The following is a 23,265-nucleotide window of genomic DNA, read 5'->3' as shown; positions in this document are numbered from 1 at the left end:
TTTAAGCAATTATTGGAGTTTTTACCATGACAGATACAGTCACTTCTGACGCTCTTCGCGTCAAGCAGTGGGACGACAAGGCACACGCAGAGTATGTGCGCTCGAACCGATTCAAGCGCTACATGAAGGCGAGCCAAAACGCCATTATTCAAGTGAAGGAAGACCTCACCAAGAAGAAAGGAGACGCCATTACAATTCCTCTTCTTGGAGCCCTGGATGCCAGCTCTGGACCCAATGATGGCAAGACGCCATTGGTTGGCAACGAGAAAGCGCTCCCCAATGACGGCCACAGCATCAAGGTACGCGTGGTCCGTGACGCAACCGTGGTAAACGTGGAAGAGGAGCAAGCCTCCGCAATCAAAATAAGAAACGCCAGCAAGTCCGCTCTAAAGGATTTGCAGATGCGCTATCTGCGAAACGACATAATCCTGGCATTGGGCTCTGTTAATGGGGTGGGCTACCACGACGCAACCGAAGAGCAGCGCACCAAATGGCACAAAAACAACAGGGATCGAGTGCTATATGGCGCTGCCCGCTCTAATTTCGTGAGGGATGACCACGCCGCATCCCTGGCAAACGTCGATGCCACCAACGGCAAGCTGACGCATTCTGTGGTCTCCCTGGCAAAGCGCATGGCTCAGACTACCCAGGCCGGAAACGGCGATGGTATCCGACCGTACAAGCACGGCGAGGATATGGAGTCGTTTGTAATGTTCGTTCCTTCCTTCGCCTTTCGTGACCTGCGGGAAGACTTGATTAAGAACGGCTACTGGCAAGAGGCGCGCGAGCGCGGCAAGTCAAACCCGCTGTTCTCTGGCCCAACCTCTATCGAGTGGGACGGCGTGGTAGTCCGAGAGATTCCAGAGATAGAGATACTACAAGGCGTCGGCGGAGGAGAAACCCCGGCAGACGTTGCCCCCTGCTACCTGTGCGGCTCACAGGCCCTGGCCGCTGTATGGGCGAAGCGCACAAAGACCACCGTAAGAAAAGAGGATGACTACGAATTTTTCTACGGCGTAGGGTTTCAGGAGCTACGCGAGGTATCAAAGATTCAGTATGGCCAGGGCACGGAATTTGCTCTTGATTGGGCAGTCCTCAGCCTGTTTGTTGCCGGTGAAGCCGACCAGTAATCCCCCACTGCCTGCGGGCACCCATCTAAACCTGACGCGGCGCCCTAGAGGGCGTCCCGCCAGACAGGAGAGCTATTCCGTGAAAAAAATTATGGTCACTTATGTTGGCGCGATGAGTCATGTTTCCGTGTTCGGCTGTAGATTTGCGAAAGGCGAGCCCTTAAGGCTTGTCGATCAAATAGCACAAGATCAGATTGATCGAATGAAAAATAACCGATTTTTCAAGGTTGAGGAAAGAGAGCTTAAGCCGGTGCGGCCGCCCAATCCTCCGGCAGATGAAAAAGGCGAAGAGAGCGCAACCGAGGACCCGCTCTACCCTTTCCCCACCGATAGCAAAGACGCCCTGCAGGATTGGGCGCAAGAGCATCTTGGCCTGGACCTGGATAAGCGCAAGGGGCTCGGCAGCCTTATCGAGCAGGTGAACGCGGCGCACCTGGAGGCGGCAAGTGGCGGCGGATGATAACGAGACAGTACGGCGCATCCTGCTTGAGCTTGGGGTGCTGCAGTCTGGCGAGCAGCCATCATACGGCGAATACGTGGATGTTCGAGATATGGCGCGCAGCCTTTATGCCGAGCTGTGGGATAACTATCTCATTATATGGCCAATAGATGATCCACCAATCAGCAGCCAGGACGCGTGGATAAAGTATGTGGCGGGCCGCTGCGCAAACCTCTTCGGCATCAAAGATGCGGGCGTACTTATGCGGGCCGATGAAGCGCGCCGGCGCTTGATCGCAATAGCCGCATCTTACCTTCCAGAAACTGAAATACCCGTGTGTGATTTCTAATGAGAATACCAATCGCATCAAAGACAGGTCGGGGGCGCTCCGTGCCCCTTACCGCGGAACGTATCGTCAATATGTATGCCGAGGAGGCGCCGGTTGGCTCGAAGTCCCCCGCAGTTCTACACGGATGCCCAGGGCTTGAAGAGCTTATCGGTATAGGAAAGTTGGTCCGAGGTCTGTTCACCCGACCGTCAAGCGGTGAGCTGTACGTGGTTATTGACCGAGGACTGTACCGCATTACCGAGCATTTCAGCACGGATAGCTTGGGGACCATTGGTGGGTCCGGGCGCGTCGGCATGGCTGACAATGGGCAGCAGCTATGTATTGCCGCCGGAAAGTCGGGCTACATCTACACGGAGGCGGACGGCCTAAAGGAGATAGAAGACGAGTCGTTTCCTGGTGCGAGCACAGTAACCGCATTGGACGGCTATTTCATTTTCAGCAACCCAAACTCAGGACAACGCGGGCAGTTTTTTATCTCTTCCGTACTGGATGGCGAGGTGTACGACGCTACAGACTTTGCTACCGCCGAGTCCTACCCAGATGACCTTATGAGAGTTTTTGCGGATCACTCTCAGCTGCTGCTATTTGGGTCTGAAACCATAGAGATATGGTTCAACTCTGGAAACGCCAGCTTCCCCTTCACTCGCGCGCAGGGCTCAGTGATAGAGCAGGGCCTCGGTGCAACCTGGACGGTTGCCAAGCTAGACGAGACGGTGGCGTGGCTCGACAACGAGGGCAGCGTCCGGATGCTTCAAGGCACCACTCCCGTCCGTATATCGACTCATGCCGTGGAGTATGCAATCTCAAAAGGCGACTGGAGCAAAGCTGTAGCTTGGTCATATACCGAAGAGGGGCACCAGTTCTATGTGCTCACAGTTCCACCCGGCCGAGTTCGCAAGTTTTCGGGGTATGAGCGTGAAGAGCCAGGGATACCAAGTACGCACGTTTACGACGCCGCCACGCAACTCTGGCATGAGCGCAGCACCTACGCCAAGGGCTACTGGCGCGCCGGGTTCTATGCAAAAGCATTCGGCAAGCATGTCGTTGCTGCTATCGACTCCGGCCGGGTATACGAAATGAGCCTGTCTTACTACCGAGACGCAAATAAGCCGATTATCTCTGAGATTCAATTTCCACAAGTTCAGAGCGACGGCAAGCGCTTCATTGTGCATAGCCTGCAGCTAGACATGGAGGTGGCAACCGTGTCTGAGCAATTCGACAGAGGTGGCGGCGGTGGTGGCAACGGCGGCGGTGGTCCCGTTGAGTCTTTTAGGGCCCCTGCAGCTCTCCGTGGTGGTGATGCAGTCCGAGACGGTGACGGGCACGTCAAATCTTTTGGCGCTCCTGCAGCACTCAGTAGCCGGCGAGGCCGCCGGGATGACGAGGAAGAAGAGGAGCCCGCGAGAGTCCCCCAGGTGATGCTAGACGTGAGCGGCAATACCCGCACCTTCGATCAGTCACAGGCTTGGCGCAGCTTCGGAGGGGCTGGCGAGTACGACAAGCGCGTGATCTGGCGGAGGCTCGGGCAGCACCGATCATTCACCCCAAAAATATCCATTTCTGACGGGGTTAAGCGCGCTGTATTCGCGGCTTATGCCGAAATCGAGGTGCAAGGATCGTGACCGAAAAAGCCCTTTTTTTTAACGGCGCTTTCTGGCGCAAATTCTTAAAAAATGAACAGGCTGTGCGCTTTCTTGAGGGCCTTTGGAGCCGATCCGGGGGCGCCCCCTCGCCTGATATCAACCTAACTCAAGTAGTCGAAGAGGTCACACAGGTAGACCGATCAACAAACGTTCACGGGGTCAGCTCGCACCAAGTCAGGGCCACAGCGTCCGCTGCTGTCGATGATTCCGAGGGCGAGGACGCAGGCGCACTGCGCGCGCAGATTAAGTGGCTTGATCGCCGCCTAACACAGCTGGAGGATCAGCAGTGAGTACCAATACATACCCGGTGTTTTTTAATAGCGCCATGCTAGAAGACACGGTTTCTATTTTATACAGGGTTCCCCGTTCCCCTAGCGGAACGATACTACAGAACCTGCAGGTAAAAATAACCAACACCACCTCAGCTACCCGCTCGGTTTCGGTCTATGCCGTGCCGGCATCCAGTGAGCCCGCACCGCATAATGCGGTGGCTCTTAATATGTCCGTACCGCCAAATGATTATCTATTGCTGCCTGTTGAACGGCTGGCCAATGAGGGAAGTATTCAGGCACACGCAGACGAGCCGGAAGCGCTAAGCGCGCAACCGATTGGCGGGAAGCTATACATACCTTAAGGGGAAAAATTATGGGTTTTATAGGCAATTTGTTCGGCGAGAAAGAAGCAAAGCAAGCCGCAGACGAGCAGGAGAAAGGCTACAAGGACGCGGAGAGTACCCACCGAGAGGCGGGGGCACATGCCCTGGCAAGATATGGGCCTTACGCCAATACCAGCATGAAAGCCAACGGTATGCTTGATGCTGCCCTCGATGGCGATTATTCCAGTTTCTACCAGTCCCCTGATTATCAATTCCGGCTTAAGGAGGGGGAAAAGGCCATAAACCGCAGCGCCGCAGCGAGGGGCGGCCTACTGTCTGGCGCTGCCCTAAAGGACCTCAACAACTACACCCAGGACGTGGCCTCAACGGAGTATGGAAACTGGTATGGACGACTCGCAGGGCTGAGGAGCGAGGGAATCGGCATTGCCAACAGTCAGGCAGAAATTGACATGGGAGTCGGTGATCGCGTGGCGCAGGCACAAACCGGTGCCGCCGGTGCCAGGGCATCCGGGTACATGGCTAAAGGCAATATTAAAAATTACCTCGCAAGTTCGATACACGAATCTGGCCAGAAAATTGGCGAGGCTTGGGCAACTATGGGCATGGCTTAAAATTTTATAGGGCAGATAGATGAGTATTGAAAATTACATAGCCGCATTTGGCAGGGCGCGCCCCTCAAATCCTGGCGCCGGCATAGGTTACGGACTCCAAGCCAAGAGAATGCAGAATCAGGAGCGCAGGGCCGACCAAGACCGCCAGGACGCACAGGCACAGCAAGAGCAGCGCGCAGCCGTGCAGGATCGAGAGGCCCAAGAGGACCACATGCGGCAGCTCACGGGGACGCTTATGAGTGCCCCTCAGGAGCAGCGCGCCGGTATCTGGCAAGGCGGTATGCAGTACGCCAGGGATCGTGGGTGGGATATGGACGGCGAGACCGATCAATGGGACGAGCGGTTTTTGCCTACGCTCCAAGGTCAATTCGGCGTTCAAAGCAAGGCCCAGCCCAAGCGCGAAAGAGCCAAGGATGTAAACGGACGCGAGCGCTACACCGACACAGGGGAGCCTGTGTTCCCTGGCGTTGAGCAGGAAAGGCCGGAGCCTGAACGCAGAATACAAACGGCTGCAGATGGCTTCAAGTATTACACCGATACAGGCGAGCGTGTATTTCCCGACGCACAGCAACCGGATAGAGGCGCCCCTGCGGGGGACAATGCCGGCAAGGCATCCACGGAAGGAGAAAGGACTTCCGCCGGGTTTCTTATGCGCATGAAGCGGGCCGACACAGAACTAAAAACCCTACTTGATGAAGATAGAGAATTCTCCCCGTCTTCTTCTTGGGAGGCGTTTCGGGGACTGAGCAACCATTCGGCAAGCCCCTCCTATCAGAGATACAAGCAAGCAGCTGACGATTGGATACGGGCAAAGCTGCGCAAAGAGTCTGGCGCAGTGATTGGCGAGGAGGAGCGGGACCGCGAGTATAGAAATTACTTCCCGATGCCTGGAGATAGCCAAGCTGTGATTGATCAGAAGGCGCGCGCCAGGGGCGTAGCGGAGGAAGCAATGGGAATCTCTGCAGGCAATTCCGCACAAGATGGCGCAAGCGCTTCAGGGCAGCCACCCGCGCCAGGAGCACGGCGCGCCCCGGATGGTCTCTGGTATGTGGAGAAAGATGGCGTATTTTATCGGGTGACAAAATAATGCCCACTTTTACACCAGTTGAGGGAAATCCCTTCGAGCAGAAACCGAAATATAAATTAACGCCCGTTGAGGGCAACCCGTTTGAGGCTCAAGCCCCAAAAGAGCAACAGGAGAGCAGGAAAGACCACGGTACGCTCAATGCGCCTCTTGAGTTTATGGCGGCATTCAATCGGGGAGCTACAAAGCTCGCTGATTTCCTGACCACTGATCAGATTAACGCAGTCGCCGATATTTTGGGCTCCGAATTCCGCGTGCCGTCTATTACCGAAATGACCTCACCCGGCACGCAGGGCAATTTTATGCAGCCGGGCCTTGCCAGGGATGCCGTGCGCAGTGCCGGGGAAGTTGCCGCAGGTGGCGTGGCTGGTGGTGGTGCTTTGCGATCTGCCGCAAACCAATTGCCGAAGTTCACGCAGGCTTCAGAATCTGCGGGCCATGGTGTTCTCCGGCAACTGGGCGCAACTACGGGGAGCCAGGATTTGAAGATGGCGGCGACTGCCGGTGCTGGTACAGAGCTTGGAGGGGAAGTTGGCGAGGCTGTTGGCGGTGAAGCGGGCCGCCAGGTGGGTGAAGTAGCAGGGTCAATGCTTGCGCCTGCGGCTTCTGGTATCGCAAAGGCTGCCCTCCCTGAAGCGGCCAGAAAGGTTTTAGTGGGCGGCACACCCAAGGCTTCTATAAAGTCGACTATTGAAGATTTCAAAGAAACCGGATCAAGTCCAACTGTAGCGCAGGCAACAAACCGCCCAAGCCTGCAGGCTGCAGAAAATCTCTCTTCTCAGTTCCTGGGAGGTGGTCGTATTCGTCGCGCTCATGAGCAAGCCGAGAGAAATATTCAGAAACGGCTTCAGCAAATCGCCGATGATGTAAGCACGAAAGCTGGGGCGGACCAGGCAGGCGGTGTTATCCAGCGCGGTATAACGGCCCCTGGGGGCTTTACAGACCGTTTTCAGGCCAAGTCTGCCAAGCTTTGGTCAAGGGTTGACGATCAGATTGGCCGCGACACAGCGGTTGAACTGGACAACACCAAATCGGTATTGAGTCGGCTGGTACGAGATGATGAGTTCGGGGAAGTGCTGAACAATTCCCAGCTTACAAAGATCAGGCGAATTCTGGAAGATGCCGATATAGTGGATTACCAGACCTTAAAGGAGCTTCGATCAACCATTGGGCGCCGGATAAGTAGTAATGACCTGATTTCAGATATTCCAAGGGCAGAATTGAAGCAGCTCTACGGGGCTATAACGGAGGATATTAAAGCGGCTGCTGGTGCCGCAGGTCCTCAAGGTCTAGCCAACTTCAACAGAGCAAACAATTTCACCAGATCGGGCCATGCGCGCCTTGACGGCTTCGTGGAAAGGATAGTCAAAAAGGCCAAAGTTGAGGAAATATTCAGCGCAGTAACGAAAGGTGGCGAGGGGGCAGCAACAATAAACTCATTTAAACGCAGCTTAACTAAAGAGGAGTGGAATGTTGTTGTCTCCAATGTGGTTCGCCAGATGGGTAAAGCAAACGATGGACAGCAGGGCTGGGAGGGGGAGATATTTTCGGTCAATAAGTTCCTGACCGACTGGAACCGGCTTGGTCCTGCCAAAAGAGCGTTATTTAGCGGTACAGAGGCTCTGAATCGTTACGGTCAGAACCTTGACAAAATCGCTCGACAGGTCGAGAAAATGAAGTTTTCTCAAAGGGAGGCGGCAAACCCAAGCGGAACAGGCCAGTTCGCAGCTAATATCGGCACTATGGCTGGCATACCAATAGCGGCTGCATCCGGCCAACAAGGCGTTTTAGCGGGGTTACTTGGGAGTGTTGTAGCAAATAACCTTGGCGCACGTTTAATGACTAACAAAAGGCTCGTTCAATGGCTTGCAGAAAGTGCAGAGATTCCACTGTCAGCGAGACCTGAGCATATGCTTAAACTGGCCGCTTTGACTAAAGGCATGACGCTTGATGAGGCGACAGCGGTTAACGCACTTTTAGTTGATTTGCACGCCAAAGGATTTGAGGATCGGCAAAATAATCTCTGAAAAAATGCAGTAGATAGTTACACAGATTAAGCCGAGTATTACTAACAAAGTAAAGACTACCTGAAGTCCCACTGGGATCAGACCATCCTCAAGTTCTGATCGGGTTTCCCCGGCACTTTGGGCTGATACAACTCTACCAAAGAGCTTTTCATTGAGTGTTTTGGGGGAGCCTTTCTTTTTGATTGTCATGCGCACTCCGTGCAATACATAGGGGCCTCCTATTATGGCCCCCGTGACTGCATGGAGTAAATCAGTTCAACTGGTCAAACTGATAGTGTCGTTGGTGGAAATCAGCTTGCCATTCTTTTTCTGCGTCCATGTCTTCCTTATGAGCAGACAGGATAGAACTAGCATGTATATTTCCATCCACTACGCGATCATGGAGACGCGTGGCAAAGGGTGACTTCAGGTGTCGAAGCGCTGATTCCATCTCAAAGTAGATTTTATAGATGGCACTCATGTGCTGGACAAGACCAAAAAGGATATTGCGGTTTACCATGTTGACCACCGGATAGGTCTTCTTGGCGCTAGGCTCTCCGTACAGTTCCCGATTCATGCGATTGAAGGTCTCGATATAGGCTTCTTTGATCTGAGCAGCTCTCTTACCGGCAAAGCCCATAACCACGAATATAAAGCCATCCTTGGTCATTTCGTATACAGGTAGACTTCTGCCTGTGGAGTCTGTGTATTCACTGAGCGCAAAATTGCGCTCAGTGAAATCAAGAGAGCAATCTAAATTTTTAAGCTTTCGTAGCACATCCCGATGGTGCTTTCCGAAAGCCTCAGCGACCTTAATTGAATTAGTGCGCACTTGGTTATTGTGCAGAACGATGGCATCGGTTGGGATAAGAGCGGGAGTGGCCATGGTGGTCTCCTGATAAGTTATAGTCTTCGGCTCGTGGAAGCCGGGTCTCAACTAGAGCCTTATCAGAAGCTCCGGGCATATTCCCCTTTCGGGTCTTGTATTACGCCTCTCGACCCGGCCATAACTGGCAGGTTTTCCAAATAGCGGGCACAAAAAAACCGCAATACTGACGGGTGCGGATGACCGCTGATAAGTTCTAGTGAGTCGGAATATATACCGACGCAATTGAAAGTGCAAGGATTAGTACGAAAAACATCCAATCCAGACCTTAAACCACTCCCCACGTCCGCCTTGAGCGGATTTTTTTGTTCAAGGAAACACTCTTATGTCCGATGTTCTATTCCACAATCCCGTATTTGGCACGAAAGTCGAGCCGGGGGACCGGCTCTACTTTTACCGCCAGTATTCAACCGAGCCTGCCACAGCCTACCTATATCCGGGGCCATTTGACCCAGCCTCGCATCCAATTATTGCCGATGGTGCCGGGCGATTTCCGCCCCTCTATCTGGATACGTCGGAGGAAGCTCCTAAGGTGGTATTAAAGGGCGCTGATGGGGTCCAAAAATGGGCTGTTGACGAGTACCCACTTGAGGACCTAAGCGAGCTTAAAAACACAGTCTACGAAATGGAATACCACGTCGAAGACCTGCAGGGAAGAATAATTTTTGTAGAGGATGACATAGGCGCACTACGGGAAACCAATACCGAGCAGGACGAGAAGCTACAAGAGCACCAAGAAATACTGGACAGCCTGGGGGAGGTTTCTATACCCGAGGGCCCAGTCGCGGCTGGGTATTTTACCGGGGGCTCTTCCCCGGCGTACAAGCAGCGCCACGGCGTTACAAGCTCAGTAAATAGGACCGGGACGGGCACCTATGTAATCACGTTCTCAACGCCCAGAAGCAGCGCAAACTACATAGTGATCGCAACTGCTGGCTCCTCTTCTCAGAGCTTCCCGCTTGAATGCTTGGTCAAGACGAAGCGCGCAGCATCTTTCACGATAGAGACATGGTACATAACCGGAGGCGGCACACGAGGCAAGGCGGATCGCGAGGTTAATTTTGTGGTTTATGATTTTGGTTCTTGAGGAGTAAAGAAATATGGTCAACGGTGTATTCAACATAGCAAAGGGGCGCGTCAACGCTTACACAGAGAGCGTGGCAGGGGACGACCTGGAAAGCTCCGCCCTGGTTGTCGTGCTGCTGCAGGTAGCACAGGAGGATGCCAACCTTGCAGCCTCTGAGCGGCTTTCTGAAGTGCTTTCGGCGTCCAATGTAGAGGCGGACTTTACCAACTACGAACGCAAGGTCTTGAGCGATGTGGAGCCGCCCACAACGGACCACACAAGCGGCGTACAATCAGCAGATATACCGGATCAGGTATGGACCGCAGCCGGGGGAGCCCAGAACAACACTTTGGTGAAGCTGCTTGTCTGCTACACACCAGACAGCGTGAATGGTACAGACGATCAGGTTGTCCCCCTGACCTATCACGACTTCCCAATCAACACAGACGGCTCAGACTTGCTCGCCCAGATCAACGCCGCCGGCTTCTTCAGGTCCGTGTGATGCTGACTGTAACCATAGGGACCGCTCAGGAATTCGCAGAGGCCCTGCCACTGCTATTTGTGGATACTGCCCAGGGTGAGGACCAAGCACTACAGATAGCTCCGGCTATTGGCTCTCAGGAGCAATTCGCCCTCCCCTCGCTGGATGGGTTAAACCTCGACGCCATCATCCAGCCAGGATGGCGAATACGTGTCTATGCCGCCGGAACTGATCTTCCCGTCGATGTATATGCAGATTCCAACTTCCAGTTAATCCATGCACAGCCATTGAAGGTAGATAGATTTGGCCAGCTGCCCGCCATGTATCTTGGGCAGGGTGCTGAATATCGGCTTGTTCTGGAAAACGAGTTCGGGGTGTATAAGGCTGAGTTGACTACCAGCTATCCCAATAGCGCACGGTATAGAGGCCCTACTTAGCGGTTAAAATTTCTCTCGGAAGCCTTCAGCAATTGCTTCAAGTTTGGCCATCAGGTTGTCATCTCTGTCCGTGCCGGTAACTATATCGGGCTGCTTTGGGTTGAAGTGCTTGATAATTGTTATCAGCAAGTAGGTATTTGAATCGGTAAAACCTGGGCAGTAAACCAGTACATAACCACTAGTGCGATAGAATTGCAGCAAACTGAGCTTGAATCCCCTTCCCTTATAATGCAGGTGCATTAATTCCAGGGAGCGTCGGTTGTGGGTATGGCTGTAAGGCACATCCCGGCCAAAGGTCGGCGGCAAGACGCCATGCTCCTTGTACTGCTTAAAGTCGTCAGACAGCGCCTTGGTTTCCTTCGGCGTATATTCTTCGCGGAGTAGCTTATGCAAGAAAACCCTTACCACAACTTCCTATCCTTGCGTTCATTTGTGGAGGATTCAGAATGCAAACGCTGCTCTGTTCTTCTTACCCCCTGCTCTAACCTACTTTCGTCAGCCATGAAATGGTGGCCCGCAGGGGGCGCAGTTTCCTCAACAAAATCCTCACCGGCTGACGTACCTGCATATGTCGGAATGACATCCATGCCTAGCGCCTCCATTATTTCTCCTCCTTGAAGTCTCCTAAATCAGAATCACTTATATCCGCCAAACGCTTTGTCATGGATGCGGCTGATTCCTCAATGCTTTTTTCTGTCGAACCGGTAAAGCGAGCTATACCATGCTTCAGCTCGGATGTACCACGCTGGGCATATTCGCAGAACTCAACCATCTGCTCGAACAGGTCGGCTGGTACGGCGTAAAATTGTACCCGGTTGTGCGCTGCAACTGCCACAGGCTCCCCTTTAGCCTCTTGCATGGCCGCATTAGGATTAGATTTAAATTGACTAATTGGCGTTGTGTAGTCACACATTACTTTCTGGAGCATGACAAACCTCACTGCTTTCTCATGTCAAATCTGGGCTAATTATGGCCCTTTTTTTAGACCAATTCTAGGGGGAATTGTTCACATGCATTCTTCTTTAACCTCTAAATAAAACTACTGATTATATATACAGTTTTGGCAGGGGGTAACTGTGACCACCTGTAGAGGCTACAGGGGGTAAAATACTGGTCATACATACAGTAATTACCCCTAAAAATTGATTTAACTTATTGATATTATTGAGGTTAAATCAGGTATTCCTCACCGGTCAATGTCAGGCGATAGACGCCGTGGGGCGTGTTCTGCCGGGCCACAGAATCCATCCGCAAGGGGGCTGAGGGTGTATTGCTGCCAAACCCCGCATCCAGCAAATAGGGAACCCCACCCAACACAACCCGCAGTAGCATATGGGACTGTGCGGATTCATGCTCCGGGGGCATCTGCCACAGGACACGGGCAGCGAGCCCCGTCACCTGAAAACCGCTCTGCTGCAATACCGCGCGCAGGAGCCCATTCTGCTCAAAACAATAACCCCCGCGCCGGTGATGCACCAGTTTGTCCTCAATGGCTGCCAGTTCAATCTTGACCGCATCACCAAGAAAGGGCGTGATATTCTCAAAAGGGATACTGCCGACATGGTGCGCAATCAGTGCTTTGAGGGTTTGCAGATTTGCAGCCGGCCTGCCGCGGTAGCCAATACGTGCAAAGTAACTGTCCAAATCAACGCCTTGTGTGTCCGCTGTCATTGGCCGCTTATCCTCCGGGCTCACTTTCAATACGGGGCAGACTAGCAGCACAACTTAGGTTGAGGTCAATACCAATCAATGCTCTTTTGACAGTGGGCCCCGGCAGCTCCAGCGGTCTCTGCGGCTACTGACAGGACAGACTGAAAATTCTGTAACGAATGGTGAGACATATTGACAGGTTCTGGGCCCCATACGCAGATTAGGAACAGCTAGACAAAGGTGGGCTTTGCCCAGGCAGGCAGGGTGGAATCAAGTTGCCTCAATAGTCCCAATAGTTAAAAATACGCAGAATCCTATAATAAGTCGGCTTTAAGGGACTGCATGACCGATACGCTCAAAGATATACTCTCCTTTGTGCAGGAGGTGGGCCTCAAGGACGGTCTCTTTGTCATTTTTTTCATCTTTGCACACTATTTACTATTCTGGATGTACCGTGGCCGCCTGAAAGATCGCCAGCTTGAAATCGATCGGCTGGCAGCGGATAATCGGGAATATCGGGATAGGTTTCTGAAGTTGATGGACAGCGCCTTCTCTTATTCCCCGCCAACCAGAAAAGCGGCGCCTAGAAAGCCGGTCAATGAAAAGGAGTCCGGATAATGCTTTATATACTGCTGGCAATGGCCCTGTTGGGCATTGCAGTTCAGTTATATCGGCTTGTAGAGATGAAAAAACATGACCAGCATTTATTTGAGCTTTGCCAGTTGCGCAGGGATGCCATCCACTACCTCTCCAACGCTTACGAAGACCTCTCCAGAACAGACTATATCGCCCTCAGAAAGATAAACGATGCCCTTAGTACCATTATTGCGAGCTACAGCGAGCACAGAACGGTTATCTTCAATTTCAGACGATTTTCTGTGTACCTGGATGAACTGAAGGCCTTCGAGAACAAGGCTAAAAATATATCCACCAGTAATACAGAAATACAAAACCTGCTCAACAGAATACACCACTCCATTTTTAAAGCCTTTCTCGCATTTACGCCCCAATTGAAGTCGGAACTGGCCTTCACACTTGAGCTGCACTTGATCGCATTCGGTGTGCGTGCGGGAATCAATTCCCTCAAAGGCTATTTACTGAGTCTTAAGGAAGCGAAAATGATGGTCAATGCCTTTAAAAAGTCAACTGCCCCCTGCTAGCTTCTGCCGTTTTCTCAAGCGAATTTTCTTGTAAAATAAGTTTACTATACCTCCCACCCTGCTTTTTTCTTGATTGCTTCCTTATACATTTCGGGATCACCTGAAGCCATTGACCGACCAATCGGCTCCAGCCGCGCCAATAGCTTCTTTATATTTTATCCAAGACACTGCAAAGCGCTTAACACAGTGCCATATTATCCCTCCCGCGGTAAGACCTTGTCACAGGAGAGCGCCTGTTTTGATCGCCCCCTGCCGGACCTGGTAGCGCGATACTGCTGCCGATACAGCTTACTGCAACGCCAGTTTCAGAACGGCCCGACCGGGAGGCGAAACAGCCCAGTTTATTTCGTAATCGCAATAGCAGCGCCATCAAACGCCTGATTCTTTACGCTGGGAGTACGAAGGCGAAAGGGCCGTGGTGGCTGACGCGCTTACTGCTCCGTAGTAACAGCACAGGAGGTAAGCGTGCGCGGTGCTGTTCGCAGCTGCACAGACTTTCCAGGTGCCCGCTCTTCCTCTCTGCGCTACGTCTTTTCTTTGGGGCGCCGCTTGAATGGCCTGATGGTGTCTGGCTCTTCCTCTAGCGCCCAGGCTTCGTCCAGCAGTTGCAGTAAACGCACGGCCCGTACCAGCCGGTTATCCTTGCCGGGGGCAATGTGCAGATCCACAGTGTTATCTTTGATAGCAACCGGCGTGATAATAAAATAATCCCCCAGGTGCAGTGGCTGAAACAATCGACAGGGTAATATAGCCATCTTTATAAGCTCCTTGAATCGCCTGTGACGGAAAAGCGAGTGCATAGCACCGTTTTTCTCGCCCGAGGCGCGGTCCTTGTAGGAAAAAGAAAAGGGAAACTTGCAGGGTGCGCAGCCAGAGAGGCGGTGCGCGGCTGAAGTAAAACACCACACCAATCATCACGCAACGCCACAGCACACTCCGCCGCCGGGGGCAGGAGTGACCCGGAATACATGCCTTCAAAAAGACCTTTATTGAAGACGAACGAGTGTATGGCGTATCATTCAAGACAGCCTCGCTAGATAGTCAACTTATCTATTGGGGTTAGCCATCTCTCGGTGTTACCAGCACCGGGGGGTGGCGTTTTTCTATCATTTACGCGGTCATGATGCGGTCCTGCTTTATTGGTTGAAGATTTGTTGTGACTGTGGATTGCCCGCAAGCGCCCCGGTTGCAGGGCGCCTTGCGAGCGGAATCACAATGATTGTTAAGCGTTTTTTCGGCTTTATTCTCTGTTTTTTTTGTTCGCTTAGGCCGAATTACCGGTTGGCGGTAGGGCAGCAGCCCCTACCGTAATCCCTTTTTACAGGAAATACAATCAAGCTGAAGCTTTAGGCGACACCGAGTTCGATTTCCCTGGTGGGTAACGATTGACCAGGGACTTTGGTTGTATGCAGCTGTGCATCCGTTGCGAACAATGCAGCACCAACCCCACAAGATGCAGCCTCGATTCCTGGCCGCCGGTGCATACTTCCTGCAGCTCGCTGGGGTCCACTTGACACTACACAAGCGGCACCAACAACTGACGATCCACTTCCCTGATCGCCTGGAGAAATATTTCTGCCTATCAAACTACTAAGCTGACATAGAGTTTTGAACACCCTCGCTTTCGATAGTTATCGAATCTCGTGTCTGCACGTCTAATAGAGCGTAAAAAATAAAATCGAGATTTTTCAATAACCTGTCTAGATTACTGAAAATCACGGCATTAAAATTACTACTCGATAGGGAATTTTGACCATGCTCGCCCCTGGGATACACGCTCTAAAGTTTTAAGCTTTGGAAACTTCTATTGCGTGCAAAACTTGGCCCATTTTGTGTAAAGGGCTATTTTATTGCCTGATCACACTGACCCACCTTTATCATCAAATAGACCCCCGGGTTGAAATAATTTACATTTTCTTTTGAGCCATCGATAGTATTCGAACCAATTAAATATGGTTGTTCATTAGATATTTCCTTAATACATAAACCGTAATCAACCAAAGCTCTGGAAAAATAACTTGCTTTGAAGTACTCATGAAAGTCACTTAATCCTTGCTTCTGGGATTTATCCTGATACAAAAACCAGTTTTGCCAGTGTGGACTATATCCAATATAGCCCTGATACCTGATTGAGGTTACATTTACCAACATCCTTTCATTTTGTGTTTCATTTATAATTCTTTTAAACTTTTCTGCCACTTCGGGTTCACTCAGACCACAGTCTGACCATATCTTCAAATAGGCAGTTTTATATTTATATTTTGGAATTGAAATTTCGAATTTACAGCCACTCGAATACTCAGCAATTTTCTTTTTATATTCGCTTTCAGATATATCATAGGCATAACCAATCTGACTGCAAAATACCGTTATCAACAACAATACCAATATCCTACAATTCATAAGTCAAATCCACGTTATTTGCTTTCAGCGGGTAAGCGCCATAACATAATGACTGTTTGTCGGCCAGAGTCATGATAATAGTCAAGAGGAACCTCATTGCTAAACATAATGCTCCCGGTATTTAAATCCACATGACCCGTACCGCTCCCTAAATCTATAAATAAAATCCCTCTATTAGAATCTCCAGATAATTTATCCGTAGAAAAATTTGAGCGGTACATCCGTACATCTGGCTCACCATACCGTGCTATTAATTCGTCCTTAACCTGATGCGCAGAACTAATATATTGATTACCACTAGCGTCTGTAAAATTACCGTTTGTTATTGGCACTCCTGCCTCATTCGCTGCATTCGAGAACCTTATACCACATGTATTTCCGTATATGGCGTGGCCACTCTCAAATACACTAAGCTGACCACCTTTTTCCGCAGTTATGTCAAAGCCCGATAACGGATCGCCAGCCTCATCCGAATAGCCGTCCAACATACTTTCATAAGTCGGTCTCTTATGTGCAATAGGAAACTCTCCCTTTGCTAAAGAAGCCGCACTCTCCCCAACAGAACTCATTAGAGAGCCCATTGCCATCAGGACCGATTCCCCCTTGGGATCCATATAGTTAATCGGATTATTGCGCCCATAGCGGTAGGGGGTCCAGCGCTGCGGATCGGTAAAACGTCCCGGATGGTTAAGCACCGGGTCCGGACTGATAAAGGTGCCGAAAGCCGATTGCAAGTAGCGCCGCTCAAAATACCCCAGGCCGGTGGTTGTATCCCGCTCTTTGCCCGTATAGCCGTAGGGGGCCGCCGCGCTGTCACCGAGAACACTGTCCAGTTCGCCATAGGCTTTATAGGTAAAGGCGTTGACCAGCCCGGCATCGGCATCCAACGTCAGCGCGGTGGAGCCCAGATGGGTGTGCAGGTAAAAAGCGGTGACGACTACTGTCGCCACCGCCTATTGACCAAGCCCTGCTCCGAGCTGGCAGGGCTTTTATTGCACCGTGAAATGACTTCGTTATAGCGGTCCGGGTCCCTCTCCTCCGGTGCAATCCGAATAATTTCTTGATTTATAGCGATGATTGATAACCAGCTCGACATCCGCGATTGCATCAATATCAACGATTGGGCCTAGATAATCCTCCACTAAAAAAGTAACACTCCAACCAGTGGCAGCGACACTGCGTTCTTTAAAAAGGGAGGTGACAAAACTCGTGGAGCCAGAATTGTTACCAAATAACTGTAAGTCTGCAACCATTGACACCTGATGACTATTTTCAAGCACTACGAGCTCTGAGCCTCCGGCAAAATCCCAATAAGGTGCGCCATAAGAATGCCATTCGCCCTTGATCCCCACCGCTCCATCTTCGGTAACCACTTGCCTGCCCGGAGTCTTATCCCGTAAAACACTGGCACCACCATATGTCAAATACGCGCTCGTTTTGGATTCACCACTACTATCATAAATGACAGGAATATTGAGCCCTACGGTCTCAATCTTGTCCAAGTAATTACCACCTGCAGCAACACAGGCGGAATCCCCTGAACCTGTCACTATAGGCCCTACAAAAAGTAGACTACCGGGCACTTCTTTAACAGTACTGAAGTTAATGGTCACCCAAACTCCATCGCTGTAAGTCTCTGATAACAAACGCAGCTTTTCTTGAAAAGCTTCCTGCGCGCTTAACCGCTGACCGGACTGCTGCGCCGGATCTGGATGGGGATAGGTTTGCTCGACACCATTGATACTGTCCACATAACCAAAGAAATCTTCCTTAATTGAGAAGGTATCTGTAGCTTGCTTCATCCCCCCCAAACCACGAATCTGATCAAAAGACATCATTTTATTATGGAAATCCAACAATCCATCAGCGTTACGCAAGAGGAAAATGGTCTCCTTGGTTACCAGCCTATCGGGGTCCGTAAAAGGTTGCTGCCACTTGTACTCCAAAGCGCTGGCAGCGTAGAACAACCACTTTTGTGCTTGTTTAAAATCGTATTCCGACTGCAGTGCTGCCTCAAACGCCCGACGGCTGTGTATGGGATCGGCAAAATAACGCTGAACCAGGTTGGGATTTTCAGTTTTAAGCTGGACAATCAATCCCTGTATCTGATTCAAAAGTAATGGCAGTCGTTTGGCTTCCTGTATGAGAATCGTTTCTGTTTGGGCGATATCAAGGGCAATGGAGTTGGCCTCTAACCACTGGCCTTGCAGCCTGAAACGATTTCCTGTATCCAGGATCTGGTTGGTGCTATCTAGTAGCTCCGCTCTGTGCTCAGCAGCCAAACGAATATTTGTAGTTTCCAGTTGATCCGGGTTTTCCAGAATGCTGATAGACCTGTTGATATCAATCACACGATTTGACAACACATTTACATCAGACCAACTGCCATTCATGTAATCATCCAATGCGCTGGACAGTGACTCCAATAAAATTGCACGCGAACCAAAGGCCTCCTCTTCCTGGCGAATGCTGCTGATCTGCTGTGCAAGCGAAGCTTCCAGCGAACCGTAATTCAAAATGATTTTCGAGAGTCCATCATCGATACCTGCATCCTCTGCACGTCTCTCGATTTCATTTTCGATCGCACTGATTTGCTCTTCCAGGCGTTGCAGATTTGTATGCAGGGCAAGTTGCGTATTGCGAATATTTCTAGACCATGCTGCGATCTGACTGCGCCCACGTGCCTTATTGGTAGCGCAGCTCTCTTCAAAGCAGCCATACGGAAAGTCCACTCCCAACAGGCTATTCAATTGCCCACCGAGATATTGATGACGTTTGGTATACTCTACAGCTAACTGCTCGGCACTGTGCTGGTAATTTTCATAGCCAGCTTTCGCAGTGGCAAAACTGTATTGCGTCCTGGAGAGAATACCGCCCGATTCATCCCCGAGTAGAATGCTGCTCAGTGAATTATACGTGTGGAACTCAGCATTACCGTTAAGACCAACTGCAACGGTAGTTTGGGACAATCCCAGGGGGTTCGTATCACCCCTAAGCCAGCTCAAGGTATTTTTCAACCCGGCAACCTGCGTCTGCCATTCATCTATGGCCTCAGGCAGATCAGAAACGCCCGGAATCTGGGTAAAGTCCGTTTCCGGGAAGAGCGCACGCAATGCTTGCTCTCTTGTCAACAGGGCGCTGTGCAGCGAATTGATTTCTTCAGTCAGCGCCAAAAGGATGGTATCGGTCTGCTCTGATGCTATTGCCAATCGCGCCTGCTGCACCTTGGTAGAAGCTGCCTTGCTCATCAGCTTATAGAGTAGGGTGATATCCTTGTATCCTTTGAAAAGCAATTCTGCCGAGGCTACATTTTTTTGCGACAGATCCACTGGATCAGTGTACCGTGGACTTATTTGATCCCGGGATGGGCTCCATTCCACCAATAAGCCTGGAGCAGATTCCAATAGCGTGTCATATTGCTCCAGAGCCTCATTGAGTAAATTGTAGGCGGTTTCTACGTACCCCACTTGCATATCCACCACTTCGCTACGCAACCGGCTGATGCTGGCTTTGTCCAAAGCTTCATTGGCCAGGATTATCTCCGCCACAGCACGATCATAATAGACATCCAGCACAGAACGTTGCAGACTCTCATCATTCGGGCTGTCTGTTAGCTGTTCAAAAATTAACTCTTCCACATCCCGGGCACGATTGCGCTCAGCAACATCAAACAGGGTGGAGAAATGATCGGGTGCAACACCGCTGGAAAAATGGTTTATTACCCTATCAGTGTCGACGTCAACAACATACATCAAATCCAGATAGCGAAACGCCGCCTTATCACGGGAATAAATACCCAGATCCGGGTTTTCCTCATGCGCTGGAACCTGGTCAGCCTCATTGTAATAAAGCTGCTTGCGAATTTGCTCTGCCAGGTCGGATTCCGAACCCAGGATATCAGAGCTGATTAAATCCGAAACTCTCGCCAGATTGATTTCCTTTGCACGTTCCCCGGGCAAAGTCTCTGATTTACACTCATCACAATTGGCCAAAGTACTAGCTGGCAGCCCCACTAGCAACAAGAAACAGGCCGCAACCCAGAAATAGCTATTTTTTAAATTTCCATTCATATTTTTCTCTCATCCATTTGCTTTTACTGTTTATCGAGTCTGGGAGAAGCAATCGTAGATCAAGCAGGCTTGAAATAATCACTTTCCCACATACCGGATACTTCCCAGAAAGAAGTATTTAGGTAAAAAGCTGTTTCAGTGACTGTGATTATATTCTACCCCTTTAGATTTTAAGGGTTTATGGTGTCCGGGATACGCCTATAAATCCAGCACCTCAAACGATATTAGAAATTTACTATCGCAATCGCGGAATCTTAAGCTACATATCAGTCATATCTTGCAAAATATCCCGATTGACGCAACAGTGGCCTACCCACTGCCTCAGAAAAAAATAACTTTCACACCCGCTTTGAGCATTTTTTATTGTCGGAAAAACCGTGGAATCCACTATGCAGTTTTGTATGGATGTTGTGGCAACGTGGCGGAGTAAATTCGTGTAAATACCAGCGCCTCGGATTCATACTGACCCATCCACAACAATATCTTTATTCAATTAATTTTAAGTATCCCGATCAAACCAAAATTTATTTTGGCACGATCTTACATCAACTTTTATAGCACAGAATTTCCCTTTAAATCAATAACACGCCATCACACAACCCCAGAACACAAAAGGTTACCTGTCTGATGTGACACATGGTTCTAGTACGCTTCTATAGGCACGCATTAGTCAAATTTCTCATGGAGTAGATCCGGTAGTAAGGTTGAGTAACTGAATCAAAAATATGTCGATTTTCTATCAGCCTCGACTCCTATCGATATCTGGGGTACTGCCCTGGGAAATCAGCACTTCACAAACATCCATTCTAGAAATGAAGCCTCGAATCAGATACGTAGATTTCGGGGATATTTCGACCTGTTCGCAAGCACTGGCACCAAGCGATGATTTACTATGCTATGAAATGAATACCGCTGACGATGTAGGGCAGCGTAGGGAGGAATTGTTGTCGGCCAGATTCGAAGCGACCTTATAGATTAGCGTTAACCCCCGTATAATTCCCCAATATTTCAGGCGAAATAAACAGGTTTTTCAGGACTGGTTGGCATAGCAGGTTAAAAAAATCCTTGTTACGGTATTCAACAACAGTGATTGGTTGATAACAATTTATGGCCACTAAACTCATGCGCGCACTGAACATAACCAAACTTGGTATCGACAATCTTGACAAGGTAGATCTTATTGTCAAAGCGGGGGAAGTCCTGTGTCTATCGGGCCCCTCGGGCTCCGGCAAAAGCCGTTTACTACGTGCCATCGCTGATCTTGAGCCGCACAGTGGCAGTGCCAGTCTCGATAATAGGGAACAGGACTCGATGCCGGGCCACTGCTGGCGCAAACAGGTAATGCTGGTACCGGCGCAAAGCGCCTGGTGGTACGAGACAGCCGGTGCACACCTGGCCAAACCCATGCCCCAGGCACTTCTTGCGCTGGGCTTTCCCAAAGAGGCAGACAGCTGGCAGATGGCAAAACTCTCCACCGGGGAAAAACAGCGCCTGGCACTGGTGCGGGCTCTCTCCTACGAGCCGCGGGCCTTGCTGCTGGATGAACCCACGGCCAATCTTGACGAAGACTCCACTTTGAAAACCGAGGCCTACTTGCTGGAAGTGATCCGGGAAAAACAGTACCCGGTGATCTGGGTCGCCCACAGCCTGGCACAGATACGCCGCGTTGCGGACCGGTATTTTACTATTGAGGGCACAGGCCTGAAGGAACAGGAGATACCCGTATGAATGTGATCGACCTGGCCTGGTGGCAGCTGGCTCTGGCGGCCGCGCTGGTGGTGGCTCTGGCAGTCTGTACCCACATTGCCCGATTGCAGCTCGGCAGGCCGCTTTTGATCGCGGCGGCGCGCACGGCGATACAGCTGGCGCTTGTCGGTGTGGTTTTGGAAGCCCTATTTGCCGTGGGCAACCTGCTGTGGATAAGCCTGGTGGGTGTGGCGATGTTATTGTTTGCCGGTCAGCAGGTAGTGTCACGGCAGAAATATCGCCTGAATGGCGGCTGGAGTTTTGCCATCGGCACGCTGTCTATGCTGGTATCCGCCTTTAGTGTCACCATACTGAGCCTAGTGGTACTGATCGGGCCACAACCCTGGTACCAGCCCCAGTACTCTATTCCCCTGCTTGGCTTACTGCTCGGCAATACCATGACGGGCATCGCGCTCGGGCTGGATCGTCTCACAGAGAGCGTGTGGCGCTCCCGGGAGATTATCGAGAACCGCCTGATGCTGGGAGAACCCTGGCGCAGCGCTTGCATTGAGTTTCGCCGCGACGCCATGCGGGCGGGCATGATGCCAACAATCAACTCCATGGCCGCTGCGGGTATTGTTTTCCTACCGGGGATGATGACGGGGCAGATACTTGCGGGCATCTCCCCCACCATCGCAGTGAAATACCAGATACTGATTCTGTTCACCATTGCCGCAGGCACCGGTTTTGGTACATTTGCCGCCGTCGCCCTCTGTGCGAGATACCTCTTCGACACACGCGAGCGGCTGTGTATGAACCGCCTGATGGAAAGCCGCCATCGCTGAATTCAGATTGGCCCCGGGATGAGTGCTATTTTAAGCGGGGCTGCGGCCGGGCAGCGCAAGACAAGAGGCCCATGCCCCTATATAGACGAAATAGGCAAGGTGCCATTTTGGAAGCGAACCAGCCTGAAACCGTCGCACACAGGGGAATTTAGCGGCCGAGCATCAGAATAACCGCCGCAATCACCAAACCCACAAGAAGCACCCAAACGCCCCGCAGCATCAGCGAACGGGCGTACTCCGCCTCCTGGTATTTCAGCGCATAGGGGATACCGGTAATCGGTCCGAGAAAAATTGTCACTATCCCCCAAACCCAGCGCCGATTGCCCAGCGCCGTCAGCGCTGCCATCAGCCCGCCAAACCAGCATAGGGTAACGCCGATCACACCTATCACCAGTGCAGTGATGGACCACCACTGATGGGCCAGAAAAATTTCTACAATTTCAGTTTCAGTCACGACCTGCAGACATCCCTATTTACCCCCTGAGTCATTCGGTATCAATCACCGCGGACATCCCCGCAGACGGTATCCCCCTGCTGAGCCCAGATTCGCATAATCGACACTACTCGCAAAATCTGACCGCCTCAGTGTGAGGTCGATACCCGCCCAAATTCTATAGCAACCTTGAGGAGGGACAAAGGGCCCCGGCTTGAAAAGGTATCTTTTAAGTATGCGAGCACTCACTTATTAGCAAATTCCCAAGCC

At 51.2% G+C, this 23,265-nt stretch carries 25 protein-coding genes; 16 read left to right on the top strand and 9 right to left on the bottom strand.

Going from position 1 to position 23,265, the window contains the following annotated elements:
- The first annotated feature begins 26 nt into the window (after positions 1-26).
- The 9 genes from Q1A48_RS05195 to Q1A48_RS05155 all read left to right on the top strand — a co-directional run bounded on the left by Q1A48_RS05195 (position 27) and on the right by Q1A48_RS05155 (position 7,899).
- The gene (locus Q1A48_RS05195) at positions 27-1,130 is read left to right on the top strand and encodes a DUF4043 family protein (protein WP_299942125.1); all 1,104 of its coding nucleotides are present in this window, start codon (positions 27-29) and stop codon (positions 1,128-1,130) included.
- A gap of 79 nt (positions 1,131-1,209) precedes the next feature.
- Positions 1,210-1,590 carry a hypothetical protein gene (locus Q1A48_RS05190; protein ID WP_299942123.1) on the top strand — a complete coding sequence of 127 codons (381 nt, stop codon included), beginning with the start codon at positions 1,210-1,212 and terminating at the stop codon, positions 1,588-1,590.
- A complete protein-coding gene (locus tag Q1A48_RS05185; protein WP_299942121.1) occupies positions 1,577-1,918 on the top strand; it encodes a hypothetical protein in 342 nt (113 codons plus the stop codon). Before Q1A48_RS05190 ends, Q1A48_RS05185 begins: the two co-directional genes overlap by 14 nt.
- Positions 1,918-3,540, top strand: a complete 1,623-nt coding sequence (locus Q1A48_RS05180) for a packaged DNA stabilization protein (RefSeq protein ID WP_366523378.1) — start codon at positions 1,918-1,920, stop codon at positions 3,538-3,540. The genes Q1A48_RS05185 and Q1A48_RS05180 overlap by 1 nt, the downstream gene beginning before the upstream one ends.
- A complete protein-coding gene (locus tag Q1A48_RS05175; protein WP_299942119.1) occupies positions 3,537-3,851 on the top strand; it encodes a hypothetical protein in 315 nt (104 codons plus the stop codon). Before Q1A48_RS05180 ends, Q1A48_RS05175 begins: the two co-directional genes overlap by 4 nt.
- Positions 3,848-4,195: a hypothetical protein gene (locus Q1A48_RS05170; RefSeq protein WP_299942117.1), complete on the top strand. Its 348-nt coding sequence runs from the start codon at positions 3,848-3,850 to the stop codon at positions 4,193-4,195. Before Q1A48_RS05175 ends, Q1A48_RS05170 begins: the two co-directional genes overlap by 4 nt.
- A gap of 11 nt (positions 4,196-4,206) precedes the next feature.
- Positions 4,207-4,788: a hypothetical protein gene (locus Q1A48_RS05165; protein WP_299942115.1), complete on the top strand. Its 582-nt coding sequence runs from the start codon at positions 4,207-4,209 to the stop codon at positions 4,786-4,788.
- Positions 4,789-4,807: 19 nt separating this feature from the next.
- Positions 4,808-5,875: a hypothetical protein gene (locus Q1A48_RS05160; protein WP_299942113.1), complete on the top strand. Its 1,068-nt coding sequence runs from the start codon at positions 4,808-4,810 to the stop codon at positions 5,873-5,875.
- The gene (locus tag Q1A48_RS05155) at positions 5,875-7,899 is read left to right on the top strand and encodes a hypothetical protein (RefSeq protein ID WP_299942111.1); all 2,025 of its coding nucleotides are present in this window, start codon (positions 5,875-5,877) and stop codon (positions 7,897-7,899) included. The genes Q1A48_RS05160 and Q1A48_RS05155 overlap by 1 nt, the downstream gene beginning before the upstream one ends.
- A 250-nt stretch (positions 7,900-8,149) precedes the next feature.
- Here Q1A48_RS05155 and Q1A48_RS05150 read toward each other — a convergent pair whose 3' ends face one another.
- The gene (locus Q1A48_RS05150) at positions 8,150-8,764 is read right to left on the bottom strand and encodes a Rha family transcriptional regulator (protein WP_299942109.1); all 615 of its coding nucleotides are present in this window, start codon (positions 8,762-8,764) and stop codon (positions 8,150-8,152) included.
- A 325-nt stretch (positions 8,765-9,089) separates the two neighbouring features.
- On the opposite strand from Q1A48_RS05150, the gene Q1A48_RS05145 reads away from it, so the two are divergent.
- The 3 genes from Q1A48_RS05145 to Q1A48_RS05135 are packed head-to-tail and all read left to right on the top strand — an operon-like array spanning position 9,090 to position 10,748.
- Complete coding sequence (locus tag Q1A48_RS05145) at positions 9,090-9,851, top strand: hypothetical protein (protein ID WP_299942107.1); 762 nt, start codon at positions 9,090-9,092, stop codon at positions 9,849-9,851.
- Between the two features lie 13 nt (positions 9,852-9,864).
- The gene (locus Q1A48_RS05140) at positions 9,865-10,332 is read left to right on the top strand and encodes a hypothetical protein (protein ID WP_299942105.1); all 468 of its coding nucleotides are present in this window, start codon (positions 9,865-9,867) and stop codon (positions 10,330-10,332) included.
- Complete coding sequence (locus tag Q1A48_RS05135) at positions 10,332-10,748, top strand: hypothetical protein (protein WP_299942103.1); 417 nt, start codon at positions 10,332-10,334, stop codon at positions 10,746-10,748. Before Q1A48_RS05140 ends, Q1A48_RS05135 begins: the two co-directional genes overlap by 1 nt.
- A 3-nt stretch (positions 10,749-10,751) precedes the next feature.
- Here Q1A48_RS05135 and Q1A48_RS05130 read toward each other — a convergent pair whose 3' ends face one another.
- The 3 genes from Q1A48_RS05130 to Q1A48_RS05120 all read right to left on the bottom strand — a co-directional run bounded on the left by Q1A48_RS05130 (position 10,752) and on the right by Q1A48_RS05120 (position 12,419).
- The gene (locus Q1A48_RS05130) at positions 10,752-11,156 is read right to left on the bottom strand and encodes a type II toxin-antitoxin system YafO family toxin (protein WP_299942101.1); all 405 of its coding nucleotides are present in this window, start codon (positions 11,154-11,156) and stop codon (positions 10,752-10,754) included.
- A 193-nt stretch (positions 11,157-11,349) separates the two neighbouring features.
- The gene (locus Q1A48_RS05125; RefSeq protein ID WP_299942099.1) at positions 11,350-11,676 is read right to left on the bottom strand and encodes a hypothetical protein; all 327 of its coding nucleotides are present in this window, start codon (positions 11,674-11,676) and stop codon (positions 11,350-11,352) included.
- A 242-nt stretch (positions 11,677-11,918) separates the two neighbouring features.
- Positions 11,919-12,419, bottom strand: coding sequence for an arylamine N-acetyltransferase (locus tag Q1A48_RS05120; RefSeq protein ID WP_299942097.1), 501 nt, complete (start codon positions 12,417-12,419; stop codon positions 11,919-11,921).
- Positions 12,420-12,740: 321 nt separating this feature from the next.
- Here Q1A48_RS05120 and Q1A48_RS05115 point away from each other — a divergent pair, with 321 nt between their 5' ends.
- Together Q1A48_RS05115 and Q1A48_RS05110 are read left to right on the top strand one after the other, a co-directional pair.
- The gene (locus tag Q1A48_RS05115; protein WP_299942095.1) at positions 12,741-13,016 is read left to right on the top strand and encodes a hypothetical protein; all 276 of its coding nucleotides are present in this window, start codon (positions 12,741-12,743) and stop codon (positions 13,014-13,016) included.
- On the top strand, positions 13,016-13,558 hold the full coding sequence (locus Q1A48_RS05110; RefSeq protein ID WP_299942093.1) for a hypothetical protein: 543 nt from the start codon (positions 13,016-13,018) through the stop codon (positions 13,556-13,558). Before Q1A48_RS05115 ends, Q1A48_RS05110 begins: the two co-directional genes overlap by 1 nt.
- 524 nt (positions 13,559-14,082) lie before the next feature.
- Here the strand turns inward: Q1A48_RS05110 and Q1A48_RS05105 are convergent.
- The 4 genes from Q1A48_RS05105 to Q1A48_RS05090 all read right to left on the bottom strand — a co-directional run bounded on the left by Q1A48_RS05105 (position 14,083) and on the right by Q1A48_RS05090 (position 20,031).
- Positions 14,083-14,313, bottom strand: a complete 231-nt coding sequence (locus Q1A48_RS05105) for a hypothetical protein (protein ID WP_299942091.1) — start codon at positions 14,311-14,313, stop codon at positions 14,083-14,085.
- Positions 14,314-15,400: 1,087 nt separating this feature from the next.
- Positions 15,401-15,940 (bottom strand): hypothetical protein, encoded by a 540-nt coding sequence (locus Q1A48_RS05100; RefSeq protein ID WP_299942089.1) that lies wholly within the window; start codon positions 15,938-15,940, stop codon positions 15,401-15,403.
- Positions 15,941-15,975: 35 nt separating this feature from the next.
- Entirely contained in the window at positions 15,976-16,911 is a 936-nt protein-coding gene (locus tag Q1A48_RS05095; RefSeq protein ID WP_299942088.1) for a T6SS effector amidase Tae4 family protein, read from the bottom strand.
- A gap of 63 nt (positions 16,912-16,974) precedes the next feature.
- On the bottom strand, positions 16,975-20,031 hold the full coding sequence (locus tag Q1A48_RS05090; protein ID WP_299942086.1) for a hypothetical protein: 3,057 nt from the start codon (positions 20,029-20,031) through the stop codon (positions 16,975-16,977).
- Positions 20,032-21,138: 1,107 nt separating this feature from the next.
- On the opposite strand from Q1A48_RS05090, the gene Q1A48_RS05085 reads away from it, so the two are divergent.
- Both Q1A48_RS05085 and fetB read left to right on the top strand, forming a co-directional pair.
- Positions 21,139-21,759: an ATP-binding cassette domain-containing protein gene (locus Q1A48_RS05085; RefSeq protein WP_299942084.1), complete on the top strand. Its 621-nt coding sequence runs from the start codon at positions 21,139-21,141 to the stop codon at positions 21,757-21,759.
- Positions 21,756-22,562 (top strand): iron export ABC transporter permease subunit FetB, encoded by an 807-nt coding sequence (fetB, locus tag Q1A48_RS05080; protein ID WP_299942082.1) that lies wholly within the window; start codon positions 21,756-21,758, stop codon positions 22,560-22,562. The genes Q1A48_RS05085 and fetB overlap by 4 nt, the downstream gene beginning before the upstream one ends.
- Positions 22,563-22,710: 148 nt before the next feature.
- On the opposite strand, the gene Q1A48_RS05075 is transcribed toward fetB, so the two are convergent.
- Positions 22,711-23,016 carry a hypothetical protein gene (locus tag Q1A48_RS05075; protein ID WP_299942080.1) on the bottom strand — a complete coding sequence of 102 codons (306 nt, stop codon included), beginning with the start codon at positions 23,014-23,016 and terminating at the stop codon, positions 22,711-22,713.
- Positions 23,017-23,265: the final 249 nt, after the last annotated feature.

Origin of the sequence: uncultured Microbulbifer sp., assembly GCF_947489355.1 — a bacterium.
Lineage (GTDB): Bacteria > Pseudomonadota > Gammaproteobacteria > Pseudomonadales > Cellvibrionaceae > Microbulbifer.
Note: the sequence above shows the minus strand (reverse complement) of the source record. Positions and strands in the feature narration are given on the sequence as shown.

Excerpts from the sequence above, each read along its gene's own strand:
- Q1A48_RS05135 (WP_299942103.1), top strand. The coding sequence starts at position 10,332 with ATGCTGACTGTAACCATAGGGACCGCTCAGGAATTCGCAGAGGCCCTG.
- Q1A48_RS05110 (WP_299942093.1), top strand. The coding sequence starts at position 13,016 with ATGCTTTATATACTGCTGGCAATGGCCCTGTTGGGCATTGCAGTTCAG.
- fetB (WP_299942082.1), top strand. The coding sequence starts at position 21,756 with ATGAATGTGATCGACCTGGCCTGGTGGCAGCTGGCTCTGGCGGCCGCG.
- Q1A48_RS05160 (WP_299942113.1), top strand. The coding sequence starts at position 4,808 with ATGAGTATTGAAAATTACATAGCCGCATTTGGCAGGGCGCGCCCCTCA.
- Q1A48_RS05180 (WP_366523378.1), top strand. The coding sequence starts at position 1,918 with ATGAGAATACCAATCGCATCAAAGACAGGTCGGGGGCGCTCCGTGCCC.
- Q1A48_RS05125 (WP_299942099.1), bottom strand. The coding sequence starts at position 11,676 with ATGCTCCAGAAAGTAATGTGTGACTACACAACGCCAATTAGTCAATTT.
- Q1A48_RS05085 (WP_299942084.1), top strand. The coding sequence starts at position 21,139 with ATGGCCACTAAACTCATGCGCGCACTGAACATAACCAAACTTGGTATC.
- Q1A48_RS05090 (WP_299942086.1), bottom strand. The coding sequence starts at position 20,031 with ATGAATGGAAATTTAAAAAATAGCTATTTCTGGGTTGCGGCCTGTTTC.
- Q1A48_RS05105 (WP_299942091.1), bottom strand. The coding sequence starts at position 14,313 with ATGGCTATATTACCCTGTCGATTGTTTCAGCCACTGCACCTGGGGGAT.
- Q1A48_RS05195 (WP_299942125.1), top strand. The coding sequence starts at position 27 with ATGACAGATACAGTCACTTCTGACGCTCTTCGCGTCAAGCAGTGGGAC.
- Q1A48_RS05165 (WP_299942115.1), top strand. The coding sequence starts at position 4,207 with ATGGGTTTTATAGGCAATTTGTTCGGCGAGAAAGAAGCAAAGCAAGCC.
- Q1A48_RS05115 (WP_299942095.1), top strand. The coding sequence starts at position 12,741 with ATGACCGATACGCTCAAAGATATACTCTCCTTTGTGCAGGAGGTGGGC.
- Q1A48_RS05145 (WP_299942107.1), top strand. The coding sequence starts at position 9,090 with ATGTCCGATGTTCTATTCCACAATCCCGTATTTGGCACGAAAGTCGAG.
- Q1A48_RS05120 (WP_299942097.1), bottom strand. The coding sequence starts at position 12,419 with ATGACAGCGGACACACAAGGCGTTGATTTGGACAGTTACTTTGCACGT.
- Q1A48_RS05155 (WP_299942111.1), top strand. The coding sequence starts at position 5,875 with ATGCCCACTTTTACACCAGTTGAGGGAAATCCCTTCGAGCAGAAACCG.
- Q1A48_RS05140 (WP_299942105.1), top strand. The coding sequence starts at position 9,865 with ATGGTCAACGGTGTATTCAACATAGCAAAGGGGCGCGTCAACGCTTAC.
- Q1A48_RS05150 (WP_299942109.1), bottom strand. The coding sequence starts at position 8,764 with ATGGCCACTCCCGCTCTTATCCCAACCGATGCCATCGTTCTGCACAAT.